This window comes from Longimicrobium sp. (assembly GCA_036387335.1).
In the GTDB taxonomy this organism is placed as follows: domain Bacteria; phylum Gemmatimonadota; class Gemmatimonadetes; order Longimicrobiales; family Longimicrobiaceae; genus Longimicrobium.
This window is the reverse complement of sequence record DASVTZ010000200.1, coordinates 1-16,897: the sequence shown is the minus strand read 5'-3', so window position 1 is coordinate 16,897 and position 16,897 is coordinate 1. Positions and strand designations below refer to the sequence as shown.

Below are 16,897 nucleotides of genomic sequence, written 5' to 3'. Positions count from 1 at the left end.
TCTCTCTGCGTCTCCGCGTCTCCGCGTGAGCCCTGTCGTTTGCCGTAGGGCGCGTCATGCTTCCCTCGACGCGACCGGCTTCAGTCCATCCGATGCATCCAGGTGGGCGATGGGCTCCAGGGCGACGCGCGCGAGTTCCCAGGCGAGGTCGCGGAGCGCGGGCGCTCGCTTGAGGCCAGGCGCGGAGACGACGGCGAGCGCCTCGTGGCGAATTCGGCCCAGCACCGCGCGCAGGGCGCCCGCCGTGCGGAAGCGGTCGGTGGCGCGGCGCACGTCGTCGTCGGGGGTGAGGTCGCGCGGAAGGGCGAGGAGGGTGCGCAGCCAGGGCGCGTCGCCGGGGTGCAGCGCGACGTGCTCCACGACGAGCGCGCTCACCTTTCCCTCGCGCAGGTCGCTGCCGGGGGCGCCGCGGCCCTTTTCGCCGTACAGGTCCAGCACGTCGTCCTGGAGCTGGAAGAGGACGCCGAGGCCGCGGAATCCGCCTGCCAGCGCGCGCGCCTCGTCCGGCGTGTGGCCGGCAAGGATCGCGGCGCCCTCCACCGGGAGCTGGAAAAGGGCGCCGGTCTTTCCCTCGACGGCGGCCCGGTACGCATCCCAGCCGATGTCGATGGCGGTGGCGAGGGCGATCTCCGCCGTCTGGCCGCGCGCGGTGACAGTGGCGTGGCGCGCGACGGCCGTGGACAGCGCGAGGCGGTGCTCGGCCGGGGCCGGGATGCGCTCCACCGCCAGGAACGGGAGCATCAGGAGGAGGTCGCCCGCGTTCACCGCCTGCGCCGCGCCGAAGCGCTGCCAGGTAGTGGGGCGGCCGCGGCGCGTGGTGTCGCCGTCCTGCAGATCGTCGTGGATGAGGGTGGCGTTGTGCAGGAGCTCGCACGCGGCGGCCCATCCCGCGCCCCGGCCGCGCTCCCCGCCGAGCACCTCCAGCGCCGCAAGCGCCAGCCGCGCGCGCAGCCGTTTGCCCCCTGTCGCCAGGTGCTCGCTCACCATGAGCGCCGCGAGGTCCGTTCGCGGATCGCCGGCCAGCTCGAGCATCATCTGCTCCACCTCCATCAGCCCATCGTCCGAGCTGAGCGCGCGGCTCAGCGGGAGGGGGCGGGGGCGGCGCGCGGGGCGCTCCAGTATGGCGCGGGCGCTCATGCGGCTCCTGTCGTTTTCCGGTGCATCATCCCGCCCTCACCGCGCTCTGCAGGAGCGACGCGGCCAGCTCGCGCCCGCCGGGGCCCAGCGTGCCGAGCGCGAGGCGACGCCGCGTACCGCCGGTGGCGTGCGTGAAGAGGCGCGCCATCACCCCGCTCACCTCGCGCGCCGTCAGCGTGTCGCCCAGGTAGCCGCGCCAGTCCGCGTCGGGAAGCGCGAAAAAGGTGTCAAAGAACTCGCGCGCCGCGGTGCCGTTCATCCTCACGAGCTGCTCCATTCCGAAGCGGAAAAGGGCGAAGCGCCGCCGCCGGTCCGCGGGCCAGATCGCGTCCCACGCCGCCGCCGTCGCGGTCTCCGGAGTGGCGCCGGACGTGCCAAGCGCGCCTGCGACCGCATCCGCCAGCACCGGTGCGGCGGCGAAGGAGCGGGCGAGCGAGTAGCCCGTCGCCGGGTGCACGAAGCCGCCCGCCGCGCCGAAGCCCACCACCCTCGCGTGCCGGTTGGGCAGGGCGCCGCCCATCGGGATCCACACCTCCTCGCGATCCACCACGCGCCGCACGCGCACGCCCGACCCCTCCAGCCGGCGCCAGAGGCGCGCTTCCAGCAGCGCCAGCGGGAGCGCGGGGCGAGCCGCCAGCGCTGTCTCCTCCACGAAGATGCGTCCGTCGCCGAGCGGGAAGGCGTACAGAAAGGTGGGGAAGCCGCCCCGCTCCTCGGCAGGCAGATGGCCGTCGCGCCAGTCCATCAGCACCGCTTCGTCCGATGCGAAGGGGTGCGCGTCGGCCTCTAATGTGAATCCGACGGCCGTCTGGTACGCCTGCGCGGGTCGCTCCTGGCGCGGAAGGAGCGCGGGCCGGTGGCCGGTGGCATCCACGACGATCCGCGCCTCCACCGTCCCTCCCTCGCGGAGCCGGACCGCCGTCGCCGAGCTCCGCGCGCCGATGCCCGCGGCCGAGCCGTCGATGGCCCGCACGCCCGCGCGCTCGCAGCGCCCCGCCAGCCAGGCGGCCATGCGCGCGTTGTCCACCCGCGCATAGCCGCGCTCCAGCCGGTGCGGGCGCCCGGAGTGCACCACCGCGCACGTCCAGACGTGGTCGAAGAGCGGCGGGATCGCGGCGGCTTCCATCTCGTCCGCCCACACGCCGTACTTCGCGGGCCAGTGCACCTCGCCCGCGGGACCCAGCAGCCCCGTGTCGATCCCACGCTCCGCCAGGGCCGCCGCGCACGCCAGCGCGGCCGGGCCCTTCCCAACGACGAGCGCATCCAGCATCGTCATGTCTGGCGGGGTAGAAGGTTGCACAAAGCTTGTACGTGGTGTACAACGTATCAGCGCGAGCGTCACACGCCAAGAGGAGCGAGCGAGCCGTTGATCGACATCGGGAGTACGAACGCCGCGGTATCACCGGATCTACTGAGCGCCCCTGGGGGGTTCGCCTGGTGGTACGCGGACCTCGTCGCGCCCGGCGGCGACGGGGCCGTGCTGATCTGGTCGTACGGCCTCCCCTTCCTCCCCGGCTACGCGGACGCGGCGCGGCGCGGCGTCCCGCAGCTTCCGTTTCAGCGTCCCTCGCTGAACCTGGCCGTATATCGCCGCGGTGCGCCCGTATTCTACCTCCTGCAGGAGTACCCCGCGGAGGCGCGACCCACGCGCGCATTTACGGATCAGCAGCGTATCGGCCGCAGCACCTTTTGGCGCAGTGCGGACGGTGGCCGTTGCACACTGGGTGCCGCGCTCGATTGCGAACTTCCCGGAACCGGTGCTCGCGTGACCGGCACGCTTCACGTCGAGGGCACCGCCCGCCTCCCGGATTCGACCTCCGATTCGGCCGCGCCGCACCTGTGGACGCCGCTGACCGGCCCCGCTACCGGCACCCTGCGCCTGGAACTGGACGGGCGCCCCTTTGCGCGGGTTGATGGGCGCGCGTACCACGACCGTAACGCCGGCCGTTTTCCGCTCCACGACCTGGGGATCGACCGCTGGATGTGGGGGCGCGTGCCGCTCGCCGATCGTGAGCTGGTCTATTATCTCACCTGGCCGAAGGGTGGCGGCCGCCCGATCCACTTTGGCGTCGAGATCGGCCTGGATGGGCGGATGACGCGAACCGAGCTGCAGGTGGAGCTTGGGCGCGAGCGGCGCACCTTTCGCGGCCTGTCGCGCCCCGAGCGCATCATCCTGCGCGCAGCGGATCGCACCTGGCTCGAAGTGGTGCACACACGCGTGATGGACGCTGGCCCCTTCTACCTGCGCATGCTCTCCGCAGCGCGAACCGCATCCGGCGAGACGGCGGAGGGGTGGAGCGAGCTGTGCCGCCCGGACCGCGTGGACCTGGCGGCGCACCGCCCTTTCGTCCGCATGCGCGTGCACCGGGTGGATGGGCCGAACTCCATCTGGCTCCCCCTCTTCACCGGCCCGCGCTCCGGGCGCGTGGCGAGGCTCCTTCGCCACGTTCTGGCCGGCGGGAGGGCAGTGTGATCCTCGCGTGGCTCCTTCTAGCCGCGCCGCCGCTGTTCGTGCTCGCGCTCGTCCTCTTCAACCTCACCGTCTGGCCGCGTGGACGCGCGGATGGGCGCATCGCCGGCCGCGTCTCCGTCCTCATCCCCGCGCGCGACGAGGCGGAGACCATCGAGCGCTGCGTCCTCGCCGTCCTCGCCTGCACGCACCCGCCCGACGAGGTCATCGTGTACGACGACGATTCTTCCGATGGTACCGCCGGAATCGTCGCGCGCCTGGCGGCGGAGGACGGGCGCGTGCGGCTGGTACGAGGGGTCCCGCTGCCGCCCGGCTGGGTGGGAAAGCCGCACGCGTGCCACCGGCTCGCGGAAGCGGCATCCGGCGACGTGCTCGTCTTCCTCGACGCCGACACGGAGGCCTCGCCCGAGTGCCTGGCGCGGATCGGCTTCATCTTCGACAACTTCTGCGCCGACGTGGTGACCGCCGCCACGCGACAGGTGACGGGGACGTGGGCGGAGCGCTGGATCATCCCGCTCCTCCACCTCACCTACGTCGCATGGCTCCCGCTCCCGCTCGTTTGGCGCTCGCGCGATCCGCGGTTCCTGGTGGCGAACGGCCAGCTTCTCGCCATCCGCCGCGCTGCCCTCGACGCAGCCGGCGGCTGGCCCTCCGTGCGCGCCGAAGTGGTGGACGACATGGCGCTCTGCCGGCGCGTCAAGCAGACCGGTGGCCGCGTCGTCTTCGCGGACGGGCACCTCATGGCGCGCTGCCGCATGTATCGTGGCTCGGGCGAGGTCTGGCGTGGATTCTCCAAGAACCTGGCCGAGGGGGTGGGCGGCACGGCGGCCAGCGTGCTGGGGGTGATCGCGCTTTACGGCATCGTGTTCGTCGCCCCATACGTCGGGCTCGCGGTGGCGGTGCTGGGTCCGCGCGCGCTCCTCGCGCCATCGCTCGCCGGCGTCGCGGCGAACGTGCTGATCCGAATCGCGCTCGCTTTGCGCCTGCGGCAGCCGATCGAGGGCATCGTGCTGCATCCGCTGGCGGTGCTGGGGGCGATGGGGATCGCGGTGAACTCCTTTCGCTGGCGCCGCCGCGGCGACATCCGCTGGCGCGGGCGGCGGTACGCGTCGCGCGAGGCGAGGCTGGAGGGATGATGCGGCGACGCGAGGCACGGAGCCGGGGCGAGCACGGGCAGCCACGTGGGGCTGCCCCTACCAGGTTTTGGTGCGCAGGGGCGGGAATCCCGATGGGGGCAGGAGAGGGCAGACACGCAGGTCTGCCCCTACCGGTGTCCGTGTGCGGTATGAGCGGCGGAGCGGCGCCGAGGACGAGGCATCGGCGTAGCACGCGAAGTTCTCCCCCTCACCCGCCCTGCGCCCCCGCAGGCGGGGGAGGGTGTCGGGGGGAGGGGGCCGCATGAGCCGCTCCCCCTGGTTCCTCGCCCTCACGCGCCCGTACGTGCGGCGGCGCCTAGCGCGCGGGCTCGACGGCTTCTATGTGGATGGCCTCGAACAGGCACGCGAAGCCGCCCGCCACGTCCCCGTCATCCTCGCCGCGAACCACGTGGGCTGGTGGGACTCGTTCCTCGTGGTGGCGCTCGACGAGGCGCTCGGCACCGAAGGGTACGCGCTGATGGACGCGGAAAGCGTACGCCGCCTCCCCTTCTTTGCACGCCTGGGAGCGCTCCCGCTGGACCGCCGGGGTGCGGCCACGTCGCGCGCGGGGCTCAGGGATGCGGCGGCGAAGCTGGACCGGCCGGGCCGCGCAGTGTGGATCTTCCCGCAGGGCCACCACCGGCCGGCGCACCTCCGCCCGCTCTGCTTCCAGGGCGGCGTCGCGCTCCTCGCGCGGATGGTGCCGGAGGCGTCCATCATCCCCATCGCCATCCAGTACGCCTGGGGAGAGCGGCCCGCGCCCGCCGCGTGGGCCCACCTCGGCGCGCCCATCCCGGCGGGCGGAGCGGCCGTGGCGCGGGTGGAGCGCGCCGTCGAGGACGGCCTGGCGCGCATCGATGCGGCGCTCGCCGGAAGTGCGCGCGCCTTTCCCGCGCTGGTTGCGCCGCGGGTGAAGTCGCCGGAGCAGGGGATCGGAGCACGCCTTCTGGGCGGGCGCGGAGGTGGCGATGGCTGACGTGGTGGTGATCGGCGCCGGCGTCGGCGGGGTGGCGGCGGCCACGCGGCTGGCGGCGCGCGGCCTGTCGGTCGACGTGCTGGAGGCCGGCCCGCGTGTCGGCGGGAAGCTGAACGTGCGCGTGGTGGAGGGAATCGAGGTGGACACGGGCCCCAGCGTCCTCACGCTGCCGGGTGCGCTGGACGCCGTCTTTCGCGTCGCTGGAAGCTCGCTTCGGGAAGAGATCACGTTGCGCGAGCCCAAGCCCGCTTTCCGCTACCTGTACCCGGATGGAGTGGCGCTCGACGTGTTCGTGCGGCCGGAACAGACGGTCGAGTCGGTGCGATCCACGCTCGGCGCACAGGCGGCGGACGAGTTCGCCGGCTTCCTGCGCTACTCCGCGCGCATCTGGGACGCCGCCGCGCCGCACTTCGTCTACGGCCCCGCGCCCACCCCCGCGGCGCTGGCGCGTGGAGGGCTTGCGTCACTGGCGCTGCTGCCGCGCATCGATCCGTTGCGCAGGATGTGGGGCGCGATCCGCGCGCGGGTCCGCTCGCCGCATCTGCGCTGGCTGCTGGCGCGATACGCGACCTACAACGGCTCGGACCCGCGCCGCGCCCCGGCCACCCTCAACTGCATCGCCCACGTGGAGCTCGCGATGGGTGGATACGGGGTGGAGGGCGGGATGTACGAGGTCGCCCGCGCCCTCGCCCGCGTCGCCGAGCGCGCCGGAGCCCGCATCCACACGGGCGCGCGCGTGGAGCGCATCCGCACGAGCGGCGGGCGTGTGCAGGGGGTGGAGACGGCGGATGGACGGCACTGGCCCGCCGCCGCGGTCGTCGGGAACGCGGACGCCGCCCACGTGCTGGACGACCTCCTCCCACAGGGTACCATTCGGCGCGCTCCGGCGGAGCCATCGATGTCCGGCTGGGTCGGCATCGTGCGCGCCCGCCGGCGCTCGGGAGCGGAGGCGCGGGCCGCGCACACCGTGCTCTTTCCGGGCACTTACATGAACGAGTTTACGGACATCTTCGACCGCGGCATCCCCCCCTCCGAGCCGACGGTCTACCTCTGCGCGCAGGAGGCGTGTCATGGCCGCTCCGGATGGGACAGTGACGAACCGCTCTTCGTCATGGCCAACGCCCCCGCCGAGCCCGCCGCCGGCCCCCGCGCGCCCGAAACGTGGTCCCGCCTGCGCGAAACCGTGATGAAGCGGCTGCGCACCGCGGGCCTCATCGCTGAGCACGACGATCTGGCCTGGGAGCGCACGCCGACCGACCTCGCGAACGAGTTTCCGGGGAGCCGCGGCAGCATCTACGGCGCGGCATCCAACTCGCCGCTGGCCGCCTTTCGCCGCCCGCCCAACCGGGTCGTGGGGGTGCGCGGGCTCTACCTTGCATCCGGGAGCGCGCACCCGGGCGGCGGGGTGCCGCTGTGCGTACTCTCGGGCGAAGCGGCCGCGCGCGCGCTCCTCGCCGACCGCGGGATGGAACCGTAGCACTGGGAAGATGACGAATCGACTGCGAAAACTCCGCGCGCTCACCGTGCTGGCCGCGTTCCCCCTCTGCGCCTCCGCCCGCCGCGCGGACGTTTGGGAGGGGCGCTACGCCATGGAGCTGCGCGTGGGAAGCATCGCGCGCGTGCCGATAATGGGCGCGCAAAGGAGCGTCACCCGCTCCCTTCTGCTCGTCGAGGTGGAGCGCCGCGCCGGCCGCCTCTTGCAGCGCCAGCGTGTATGCGACGTCGACATCGACAGCCCGCGCCTGAGGATGACGGTACCGACAGCCTTCGTGCGCGCCCTCGCCCCGCGCGAGTATCCAGCGGACGTGCGCGGCGATGCGCCGGACCGCAGCTACACCGCGGATTCCGGCGTGGACCACGTGGGCTACGATCCGCGTCTCACCGGCGGCGCGCTCCCGCACGACGCGCGCTCCCCCGGCGTGGTGGACAGCGACGGCGACGGCGCTCCGGGAGCCACGGTCGTCGCCCACTTCCCCGTCGTGGGGCAGGTGCGCTTCTTCGTCGCCCAGCGCGCGCACGTGGTCCTGCACGGCCGCCGCACGTCCGACGATCGGGTCGAGGGCGACGTGGAGGTGCGCCTGCTGGAGCAGCGCACGCTGGGCGCATCCAACCGGATGTTCGCCCGTACCCTCCCCCTGCGTCCCGATCCGGCCAGCAGCCGCTTCACCATGGTCCGCACCGACGCCGCCGGCTGCGATGCGCTGATCAAGGACGCGCGCACGATCTTCGCGCGCTGAACCCCGCACAAGAACCACGCATGCCCGGCCGCCCGTACATCCTCGCCGAAGCCATCTGGAAGACGGTGGAGCACACGCCGTACACGGTTGCGGTGCTCCCCTGGGGCGCCACCGAGCCCCACAACTACCACCTTCCGTACGCCACCGACATCATCCAGTGCGACCACGTCGCCGCCGAGGCCGCGCGCCGCGCTTGGGAGCGGGGGCCGCGCGCGGTAGTGCTCCCGACCGTGCCATTCGGCGTGCAGACCGGGCAGCTCGACCTTAAGCTCGCGCTGAACCTGAACCCCAGCACCCAGGCCGCCGTCCTCGCCGACCTGGTGCACGCGCTGGAAGGGCAGGGGATCCACCGCCTGGTGCTCCTGAACGGCCACGGCGGCAACGACTTCCGGCAGATGATCCGCGAGCTGCAGCCGCGCAGCCGCGTCTTTATCTGCACCGTCAACTGGTGGAACTGCGTGGACCCGAAGCCCTTCTTCACGGAGCCCGGCGACCACGCGGGCGAGTTGGAGACGAGCGTAATGATGCACGTCGAACCGGACCTCGTCCTCCCACTGGACGAAGCGGGGAGCGGCGCCGCCCGCCGCTTCCGCGTCGCGGGCCTGCGCGAGGGCTGGGCCTGGGCCCCGCGCCACTGGCGCCAGGTCACGGACGACACCGGAACCGGCAACCCCTCCGCCTCCACCCCTGAAAAGGGCGCCGCCTTCTTCGACGTCGTCACCGAGCGCGTCTCCACCCTCCTCGTCGACCTCGCCGCCGCCGACCTCGACGCGCTCTACGAATAGCCGCACCCGTGCAAACCCCCATCGCGCCCGCTCCACGCCTGGGAGCGGGCGCGTTTCTGCGCGCGCCGAACGGGCCACCCGCACACCCCGCGCACCCGCCTGCTGTCACCCCCTGAACGCCCCGAAATGTCGCTTGAGTGGCACGCCGGAAACGGTTATCGTTGCTGAGCTTACCGAACCTCCCCCGAGCTCCAGGCAGACCCTATGAGCACCCCGCTGACCAACCAGCCTCCGCCCGAGCAGCCGAACGGCAAGCCGGACGAGCCGGAGTACGCGCAGGACCTGATCGAGCTGCGCGATCGAATGGCCGCGGATGGTGTCCACATCCAGATCCCGCGCATCGGGGCAAAATGGGAGTTACCTGAACCGCTCGTGGTTGAGGGCGAAACGGCGAGCGAGATCTTGATCCGTTGGCGACACGCCCCTCCGTGAGGTACTACTTCTTCGATTCCTCCACGTTCCTGAAGCTGTTCGTGGTGGAAGCAGGCGCTACTCGCGTTCGTGAGATCGTCCGTGGCGCCCAGGGGGATGGCACGAGAGTGCGTGTCTCGTTCTGCGACATCGCGCATCCCGAGTGTGTTTCGGCGCTACGTCAACTGATCGAACGCGGTGAAGGTGGGCGGCGCGGGATCAGTTTGGCGAGCCTGAGGCGAACGCTACCCGAACTCGCAGCGATTGCGAGTCACGGCTCGATGTTCACGATTATCAGGGCGAGCAACGTCATTTCGGAGGCCGCCGAACTCGCTTTTCGGCACCGCGTGAAAGGCGCGGACGCGGTGCACATCGCAGCCGCGCAGCACGTGCACCGCCACGCCGCGGAGGGAGACGAGTTCTGGTTCGTCTCCGCGGATCAGCGCCAAGTTGCGGCCGCGCGCCAGGAGGGGATGCTTGTCCTCGACCCTACCACCTGAACGTCTGCAACAGGACCCGCAGCCGTGCTCTACGTCAGGATGACGGCTGCACCTTTCGCAGCGCGGCGCGGGTAATGGTCTGGCGGGCGGCTTCGGCGTAGCCCTGCCACGGGTCTTCGCGGAGCGCGGCGAGGCGCTCGGGGACGGTGCGGACGGTGAAGTCCATCGGCTCGGCGCCGGAGCGGAGCTCGTCCCAGGAGAGCGGGGTGGAGACGGGGGCGCCGGGCCGGGAGCGGGTGGAGAACGGGGTGACGATGGAGGCGCCCCACGCGTTGCGCAGGTAGTCCACGAAGATGCGCCCCTTTCGGTCCGCCTTGGATGCGTGCTCCAGGTAGTGCTGCGGCGCGCGCCGGGTTGCCTCCGTGGCGAGGCCGCGGCTGAACTCGCGCACCTGTTCCCAGCTGTGTCGGCGGGCGAGCGGGACCACCACGTGCACCCCCTTGCCCCCCGTCGTCTTCACAAACGAGCGCAGCCCCAGCTCCTCCAGCCGGTCGCGAAAGGAGAACGCGGCGCCCACCACCCCCGACCACGGCACCCCCGGCCCCGGATCCAGGTCCAGCACCATGCGGTCGGGACGGTCCAGCCGGTCGCGCCGCGCGTTCCAGGTGTGGAGCTCAAGCACGCGCATCTGCACCATCGACAGCACCGCCTTCAGCGACTCCGCCGCGAGGTGCATCGAGACGCCGCCGTCCGGCTTCTCCACCTCCACCTGGCGCAGCTCAGGGGAGACGTGGCCGGAGGCGTGGCGCTGGTAGAAGCAGGCGCCCCCCTCGCCGTCGGGGCAGCGCACCAGCGTCAGCGGGCGTCCGCGCAGGAAGGGAAGGATGCTGCCGGCCACCGCCACGTAGTACTCGGCCAGCTCGCGCTTGGTGATCCCCTGCTCCTCGTACATCACGTCGTCCGGGCTCGAGATCCGCACGCCGGAGATCCGCACCTCGTCCGCTTTCGCCATCTCGCCCCCCGCTTCGGTGATGGAGCCGCTCCCCTGACGCCACCTGCTCTGCATCCGGGGTGCCGGGGCATCAAAACTCTTGACGCGAGGGGAACAAAACCGAAGATTAACCGTATAAGGTTCTGCATCGCAGGACCATCCACGGAGGGATGACACCATGGCGGAGATCAACTTCAGGTCGCTCCAGGACCGCTTCCCGGCGGAGGAGATCGAGTGGCGGCTGCAGCAGGCGGGCGAGAAGAACGGCCGCGTGTGGGCCATCTGCGTGCCGTACGTCACCAACCGCGCCATCCAGAGCCGCCTGGATGAGGTGGTGGGGCCGGGCAACTGGAAGAACGAGTTTCGCCCCGGGCCTGACGGGGGCGTGATGTGCGGGCTTTCGGTGCGCGTGGGCGAGGAGTGGGTGACCAAGTGGGACGGCGCCGAGAACACCGACATCGAGGGGGTGAAGGGCGGCCTCTCGGGCGCCATGAAGCGCTCGGCCGTTCAGTGGGGGATCGGGCGCTATCTGTATGGGCTGGACGAGACGTTCGCGCAGGTGAGCGACACCGGGAGCCTGCGCGGGAAGACCAAGGACGGCAAGCCGTTCCGCTGGGATCCGCCGAAGCTCCCCAGGTGGGCACTGCCGGAGCCCCAGCCGAAGCGCCCCGCCACGGACACGCCCGCGGAGCCTTCTCCCGCCGCCGCGCTGGTCCCCCCCATCGAGCCGCAGCCCGCGGGCGACGGTACGCGCCACGACGCGATGCTCCACTACGTGCGCCGCGTGGGTCCGCAGGTCGCCGACGACGCGGAGATTCGCATCAACCGCCGCGTACGGAACCTCAAGGAGTTCGTCCGGGAGAACTGGGCATCGATCAAGGAAGATCCCCGGATCGCGAAGGCAGTCGTCGACGCCATTCAGAGCGCCACCGGCACGACGCTCGACTCCGAGCCGCAGGCGCTGGCGAACGCGGCGTGAACGGGAGAAGTGCGTGAGTGCGTTAGTGCGTAAGTGCGGACACCTAGCCGCTTTCAGCCGGCTTCGCGTAGTTCCAGCCGGGGGATTTATCCCCCGGCGGCCGCGCAAATGCCTGCCGTTGCGCACGCCCCTCGCGCGTCCCCCCGCTCGAACCGCGCGAGGGCCGCGCAACCTGACCGGCTCGGCGATGTCTGCCACGCCTCACGCACTCACGCACTCACGCACTCACGCACTCACACACTCACGCACTCACTTCGGCCCTCTCCCGAGCCTCACGACAATCTCGAACTCCTCCTTCGTGACCGGCTGCACTGAGAGGCGGCTGCGGTTGATGACGAGCATCTTTTCCAAGCCCGGCGTCTCGCGGAGCGTGTCCAAGGAGACGAGGGCGGGGAAGCGCTCCTCGAACGCTACGTCCACCATGAACCAGCGAGGATCCTCGTCGCTGGCGCGCGGGTCGAAGTAGTCGTTCTTCGGGTCGCGGGCGGCGGGGTCGGGATAGGCGGCGCGGGCGACGCGCGCGAGCCCCGCCACACCCGCCGGGTTCGCGTTGCTGTGATAGAACAGGACACGGTCGCCCACCCGCATGTCGTCGCGGATGAAGTTGCGCGCCTGGAAGTTCCTCACGCCCTCCCAAGAAGTCTGTCCGTCGCGCTTAAGGTGATCAATCGAGTAGACCGACGGCTCGCTCTTCATCAACCAGCATCGTGCCATAGCTTCACCGCTTCTGCTGCGTTAGGGGGTAGCTCCGCCTGGAATGATGGCGGCGTTGGCTCGTGCGATCAAGCAGGTGCTACAGTAGGCGCAAGAGGAACGATCTTTTAAGCTACTGTCCGAAAAGGTTGGGTTGGCTTAGGTTGTTGGAAGGCGACGGTCCAGAGTGGAACGTCCCTTCAACCTAGGCGAGAGAGTTGGCTTGTGAGCTACTTCAGCGTATCCGCGCCCCGAATTCCTGGCTGCTCGACGGTGTGCAGCGGCTACCTCGGCTCCGGTAACTGAGCGGAACCTCGGGGTTTGGCGTCCGTGGGTCCCGCGCGTTCGGGGGGTCCATCCAGTATGGCCGTGTTCGGTGCGGGGCGGGGCGTCGCTGGGGTGGGGAAGCCGACGGGCCATTCCAGCCAGCGCTGAACATCGAACGCGTTCCAACTGGCGCCAACGGTTAGGGCCGCGACACTGAAGTCGCGGCCCCTTGTGCCTCAACACTGAGCTTCGGCGAACTCCGCGTCTCTGCGTCTCCGCGTGAGATGCAGTTGCCGAAGTCGGCGCGGATCAGGTGCCGCGGACGGTCACCGGCCCGTTGGTGGTGACGACGCGGATCGGTGCGCCTCCGCGGCCGAGCTCGGTCTGGATGCGGCGCGAAATGCGGCCCTGAACGCGCACGGGGATGTCGAAGTTCATCGGCCCGTTCACCGTGCCCGTCTCGAGGCTGGCGGAGTAGCCGTCCGGCACCTCGAGCGTGACGGGGCCGTTGCGCGTCTCGGCGTCCAGCCCCTGGCCGGCCCAACGGTCGCCTTCCAGCACCACGCGCAGGGGGCCGTTCGAGGTGCGGGCGTGCACGTTGCCGCCCACGCCACGCAGCGAGACGGGGCCGTTGCGCGCCTGGAGCCGCATCTCGCCCGAGACGCGCTCCACGCCGATTCCGCCGTTGGTGGTCTCCAGGTCGAGCCCCGTGCGGCGGGGGACGAAGACCTCGTAGCTGACCGACCAGGAGCGCCCCTCGCGCTTTTCGGGCCCGGTGGCGTGGACCTCGCCGCCCTCGGTCGTCACGCGCACCTGCTGGGCGATCTCGCGCGCTTCCTCGCGCGAGCGGGCGTTGGCCTGCACGCGGGCGCGCACCAGGATGCCGCCCTCGTTCCACCCCGTCACCGTCACCCCGCCATTGTCGCCGCCGTCCACCGAGAGACGAGGGCGGGCGGTGAGCCGCGACTCGCGCACCTCGCAGTGCCGCTCGCTCCCCTGAGAGCCCCAGTTGCGATCCTCGCGGCAGCGCCGCAGCCACTCGCTCCACGAATCCTGCGCCGCGGCGCTGGTGGAAAGGAAGAGGGCGAGGACGGGTGCGGCGGCGAAAAGAGTGCGGGGGCGCATGGTGGTTCTCCAGTAGGGCGGCGCGGCGCGGGTTCCTTCCCGCTGCCTGTCGAACGATTCGACACCCCAAGCGGCCCAATGGTTTGAATCGCCGTCCTTGCGAATGTCTATGTGCGGCGGAATCTTCGAAACCGGCTTCCGATCCGTGAGGCACCCTCCCCAACCCCAGCAGAGGAGCCGCAGATGGCGCGCGGACGCATCTATACCAACGTGACGGAGACGGTGGGCGACACGCCGTTGATCCAGCTCAACCGGCTGGGCGAGGGCCTCCCCGGCCGCGTGGTGGTGAAGCACGAAGGGTTCAATCCCTTCAACTCGGTCAAGGACCGCATCGGCTACGCGATGGTGCACGACGCCATCGACGCCGGCCGCCTGCGCCCGGGGATGGTGGTGGTGGAGCCGACCAGCGGCAACACGGGGATCGGGCTGGCGTACGTGGCTGCCGCGCTCGGCTACCGCTGCATCTTCGTCATGCCGGAGACGATGACGATCGAGCGGCGCAACATGCTGCGCGCTCTCGGTGCGCGGGTGGTGCTCACGGAGGGGCCGAAGGGGATCAAGGGCGCCATCGCGCGCGCGGAGGAGATCGCGGCGCGGCTCGGAGAGAGCGCGTGGATGCCGCGCCAGTTCGACAACCCGGCCAACCCGGCGATCCACTACCGGACCACCGGCCCGGAGATCTGGGAGGACACGGCGGGCGAGGTGGACGTTTTCGTCAGCGGGATCGGGACGGGCGGCACCATCACGGGCGCGGGGCGGTACCTGCGCGAGCGGAAGCCGGGGATCCGCATCGTGGCGGTGGAGCCGGCGGAAAGCCCGGTGCTTTCCGGCGGGGAGCCGTCGCCGCACAAGCAGCAGGGGATCGGGCCGGGCTTCATCCCCGGGAACCTGGACACCTCCATCTACGACGAGGTGGTGCGCGTCACCAACGACGACGCCATCGCCACGGCTCGCCGGCTGGCGCGGGAGGAGGCGATCTTTGCGGGGATCTCGTCGGGCTCCATCACCTGGGCGGCGCTCCAGATCGCGGCGCGGCCGGAGAACGAGGGCAAGCTGATCGTCTCCATCGTGTGCGACTTCGGCGAGCGCTACCTGTCGAATCCCGTCTTCACGGAGCTGGCCGACCCGGACTATCCGGAGCTGGACGAGGCGATCCAGAGCACGGCGCCGGTGCAGGGCTGACGAACGGCAACAGCAGGGCTCACACAGAGACACAGAGGCACAGAGGAAGAACGGCGGGAGGGGTTCTCCGTGCTTCTGTGTCTTTGTGCTTATGCCGGTAGACTCGCGGCGCGGCGGATGGTAGCTTCGGGACGATTGCACGCCCCGAACCCCATGGAGTCTGCCGTGAACCTGAGTCTGCTTTACCTTCGCTCCCGCGTTCCGACCCTTCCCGAAGGTGCCGAGGAGGTGGCCGCGCGCCTACGCGACCTTGGATTCGAGGTCGAGCGCATCGTCTCACTGGCGGAGCTGCTGCGTCCGATCGTGGTGGCGCACGTTGAGTCCGTCACGCAGCACCCCAATGCGGACCGCCTCAAGGTCTGCTCGGTGAACGATGGGACTGAGCAGCGGCTCCAGATCGTGACCGGCGCCGCGAACGTGCAGGAGGGCGCCTACTATCCCCTCGTGCGCAGCGGCGTCACCCTCCCGAACGGCACCAGGATCAAGCGCGGCAAGCTGCGCGGCGAAGTCTCGGAAGGGATGCTCGGCTCCGCGGACGAGCTGGAGCTGGGCAGCGACCACGACGGCCTCCTCACCCTCCCCGGCGAGCTCGTCCCCGGCACCCCGCTCCCCGACGCGGTTCCGGTGGAGGGCACCGTCTTCGCCATTGCCGGCAACCCGGCGCCGGACGAGGTGGTGGAAGCGCTCACCACCGGCAAGCGCCGCGAGAACGAGCCTCCCGAGGCTTAGACGCCGGAGCGCGGCCGTCATCGCAAATGCCTCACGCGGAGACGCGGAGACGCAGAGAGAACAACAGGAGAAAAGCTCAAACAGAGGCCACAGAAGGAACAGAAAGCCACAGAGACAAATCTTTTTGCCTTTCTCTCTGTGCCTCTGTGCCTCTGTGTGAGCCATGCGCTTGCCGTTCTCTCCCCGCGTCTCCGCGTCTCCGCGTGAGCCCTGCAGTTCAGTCGAACTCGGTCGGGAGCATGGGATCGCGCATGTGCCGGAAGCAGAGCGCGACCTGCGCCTCGTTGACGCGCCCGAACGAGAGCGGCGGGAGAACGTCTTCGGGGAAGAATGCGACCTCGTCCGTCTCGATGCTGGTGGTGGCCACGCCGCCCACCAGCTCGCACAGGAAGAGGAGCTTGTAGACGTGGTACGGCCGCGGCGGATGCCCGTTGCGGCTGCCGTCGTGCAGGGCCACCAGGTGCGTGGCGCGCACCGTGAGCCCCGCTTCCTCCAGCACCTCGCGCTCCACGCATTGCGCGGGCGTGTCCCCCACATCCGCCCAGCCGCCGGGGAGCGCCCAGCGGCCGTCCGAGCGCTCCCTCACCAGCAGGATCTCGCCGCCGCGAAAGACGGCGGCGCGCACGTCCACCTTGGGCGTCGCGTATCCCTCCTCCATTGCCCACAACCCGAGCACGTGCTCGGGAGTCGAGTCGCCGTACGCGGCCATCATCGCCGCGGCGATCGTCTTCAGCTCGGCGTAGCGCTCGCGGTCGAAGACGCCCTCGGTGTACGCGGAGCCGTTCTGCGCCAGCGCGTGGATGCGGCGCGCCCATCGAAGCCAGTCGGGGTCCATAGGGCGGGGAATGGCGATTGGGGAATGGGAATGGCGACCGGGTGGAAGCTAGCATGGCCGTACACTTCTTGCATCGCGAAAATCCGGTTGCCGGAAGCGCGTACGTGCGGAAAGCCGTGCCGTGCCACTGTCCCCGCGCCACACGCACTTCCCCTCCGCCCGGCGTCCCGCGCCGGGTTCCCTCCACCCCTGCCCGGAGGTGCGTATGGCGTCAGCCCCCTCATTCACAACGGACCGCATCCGCAACGTCGTGGTGGTCGGCCACGGCGGCGCGGGAAAGACGACGCTGATCGACGCCTGCTGCCACGCATCCGGCGCCACCCGCCGCCACGGATCCGCCGCCGACGGCACCGCGCTCACCATGTTCACCCCCGAAGAGATCGCCCACGGCTGCTCGATGAACACCTCGGTGGCGCACGCCACCTGGCTGGACGCCAAGGTCAACTTCATCGACACCCCCGGCTACCTGGACTTCCTGGGCGAAGCGCGCGCCGGCGTGCGCGT

General features: G+C 70.8%; 18 protein-coding genes. 12 read left to right on the top strand and 6 right to left on the bottom strand.

Annotated features, from left to right (window positions below; all coding sequences use genetic code 11):
* Nucleotides 1-54: 54 nt before the first annotated feature.
* The gene (locus VF647_19930; protein ID HEX8454360.1) at nt 55-1,137 is read right to left on the bottom strand and encodes a polyprenyl synthetase family protein; all 1,083 of its coding nucleotides are present in this window, start codon (nt 1,135-1,137) and stop codon (nt 55-57) included.
* Between the two features lie 25 nt (nt 1,138-1,162).
* A complete protein-coding gene (locus VF647_19925) occupies nt 1,163-2,413 on the bottom strand; it encodes a lycopene cyclase family protein (protein HEX8454359.1) in 1,251 nt (416 codons plus the stop codon).
* Nucleotides 2,414-2,503: 90 nt separating this feature from the next.
* On the opposite strand from VF647_19925, the gene VF647_19920 reads away from it, so the two are divergent.
* The 8 genes from VF647_19920 (at nt 2,504) to VF647_19885 (ending at nt 9,652) form a co-directional block, all read left to right on the top strand.
* The gene (locus VF647_19920; protein ID HEX8454358.1) at nt 2,504-3,610 is read left to right on the top strand and encodes a hypothetical protein; all 1,107 of its coding nucleotides are present in this window, start codon (nt 2,504-2,506) and stop codon (nt 3,608-3,610) included.
* A complete protein-coding gene (locus VF647_19915) occupies nt 3,607-4,743 on the top strand; it encodes a glycosyltransferase family 2 protein (protein ID HEX8454357.1) in 1,137 nt (378 codons plus the stop codon). Before VF647_19920 ends, VF647_19915 begins: the two co-directional genes overlap by 4 nt.
* A 262-nt stretch (nt 4,744-5,005) precedes the next feature.
* A complete protein-coding gene (locus VF647_19910) occupies nt 5,006-5,719 on the top strand; it encodes a lysophospholipid acyltransferase family protein (protein HEX8454356.1) in 714 nt (237 codons plus the stop codon).
* Entirely contained in the window at nt 5,712-7,196 is a 1,485-nt protein-coding gene (gene crtI, locus VF647_19905) for a phytoene desaturase family protein (protein HEX8454355.1), read from the top strand. Before VF647_19910 ends, crtI begins: the two co-directional genes overlap by 8 nt.
* A 10-nt stretch (nt 7,197-7,206) precedes the next feature.
* Nucleotides 7,207-7,956 carry a hypothetical protein gene (locus VF647_19900; protein HEX8454354.1) on the top strand — a complete coding sequence of 250 codons (750 nt, stop codon included), beginning with the start codon at nt 7,207-7,209 and terminating at the stop codon, nt 7,954-7,956.
* Nucleotides 7,957-7,976: 20 nt separating this feature from the next.
* Nucleotides 7,977-8,741, top strand: coding sequence for a creatininase family protein (locus tag VF647_19895; GenBank protein HEX8454353.1), 765 nt, complete (start codon nt 7,977-7,979; stop codon nt 8,739-8,741).
* A gap of 204 nt (nt 8,742-8,945) precedes the next feature.
* Nucleotides 8,946-9,173: a hypothetical protein gene (locus tag VF647_19890; GenBank protein ID HEX8454352.1), complete on the top strand. Its 228-nt coding sequence runs from the start codon at nt 8,946-8,948 to the stop codon at nt 9,171-9,173.
* Complete coding sequence (locus VF647_19885; protein HEX8454351.1) at nt 9,170-9,652, top strand: type II toxin-antitoxin system VapC family toxin; 483 nt, start codon at nt 9,170-9,172, stop codon at nt 9,650-9,652. The genes VF647_19890 and VF647_19885 overlap by 4 nt, the downstream gene beginning before the upstream one ends.
* Nucleotides 9,653-9,686: 34 nt before the next feature.
* Here VF647_19885 and ligD read toward each other — a convergent pair whose 3' ends face one another.
* Entirely contained in the window at nt 9,687-10,658 is a 972-nt protein-coding gene (gene ligD, locus VF647_19880; GenBank protein ID HEX8454350.1) for a non-homologous end-joining DNA ligase, read from the bottom strand.
* Between the two features lie 103 nt (nt 10,659-10,761).
* Here ligD and VF647_19875 point away from each other — a divergent pair, with 103 nt between their 5' ends.
* Entirely contained in the window at nt 10,762-11,562 is an 801-nt protein-coding gene (locus tag VF647_19875; protein ID HEX8454349.1) for a Rad52/Rad22 family DNA repair protein, read from the top strand.
* Nucleotides 11,563-11,811: 249 nt separating this feature from the next.
* Here the strand turns inward: VF647_19875 and VF647_19870 are convergent, their stop codons facing one another.
* Both VF647_19870 and VF647_19865 read right to left on the bottom strand, forming a co-directional pair.
* On the bottom strand, nt 11,812-12,258 hold the full coding sequence (locus tag VF647_19870; protein ID HEX8454348.1) for an EVE domain-containing protein: 447 nt from the start codon (nt 12,256-12,258) through the stop codon (nt 11,812-11,814).
* Nucleotides 12,259-12,831: 573 nt separating this feature from the next.
* A complete protein-coding gene (locus VF647_19865) occupies nt 12,832-13,647 on the bottom strand; it encodes a DUF4097 family beta strand repeat-containing protein (GenBank protein ID HEX8454347.1) in 816 nt (271 codons plus the stop codon).
* A gap of 183 nt (nt 13,648-13,830) precedes the next feature.
* On the opposite strand from VF647_19865, the gene cysK reads away from it, so the two are divergent.
* Together cysK and VF647_19855 are read left to right on the top strand one after the other, a co-directional pair.
* Entirely contained in the window at nt 13,831-14,829 is a 999-nt protein-coding gene (gene cysK / locus VF647_19860; protein ID HEX8454346.1) for a cysteine synthase A, read from the top strand.
* 165 nt (nt 14,830-14,994) lie between these two features.
* A complete protein-coding gene (locus VF647_19855; GenBank protein ID HEX8454345.1) occupies nt 14,995-15,558 on the top strand; it encodes a hypothetical protein in 564 nt (187 codons plus the stop codon).
* 217 nt (nt 15,559-15,775) lie between these two features.
* Here VF647_19855 and VF647_19850 read toward each other — a convergent pair whose 3' ends face one another.
* Entirely contained in the window at nt 15,776-16,393 is a 618-nt protein-coding gene (locus VF647_19850) for an NUDIX hydrolase (GenBank protein ID HEX8454344.1), read from the bottom strand.
* A 205-nt stretch (nt 16,394-16,598) separates the two neighbouring features.
* On the opposite strand from VF647_19850, the gene VF647_19845 reads away from it, so the two are divergent.
* A partial coding sequence (locus VF647_19845; protein ID HEX8454343.1) for a GTP-binding protein occupies nt 16,599-16,897 on the top strand: 299 nt, incomplete at its 3' end.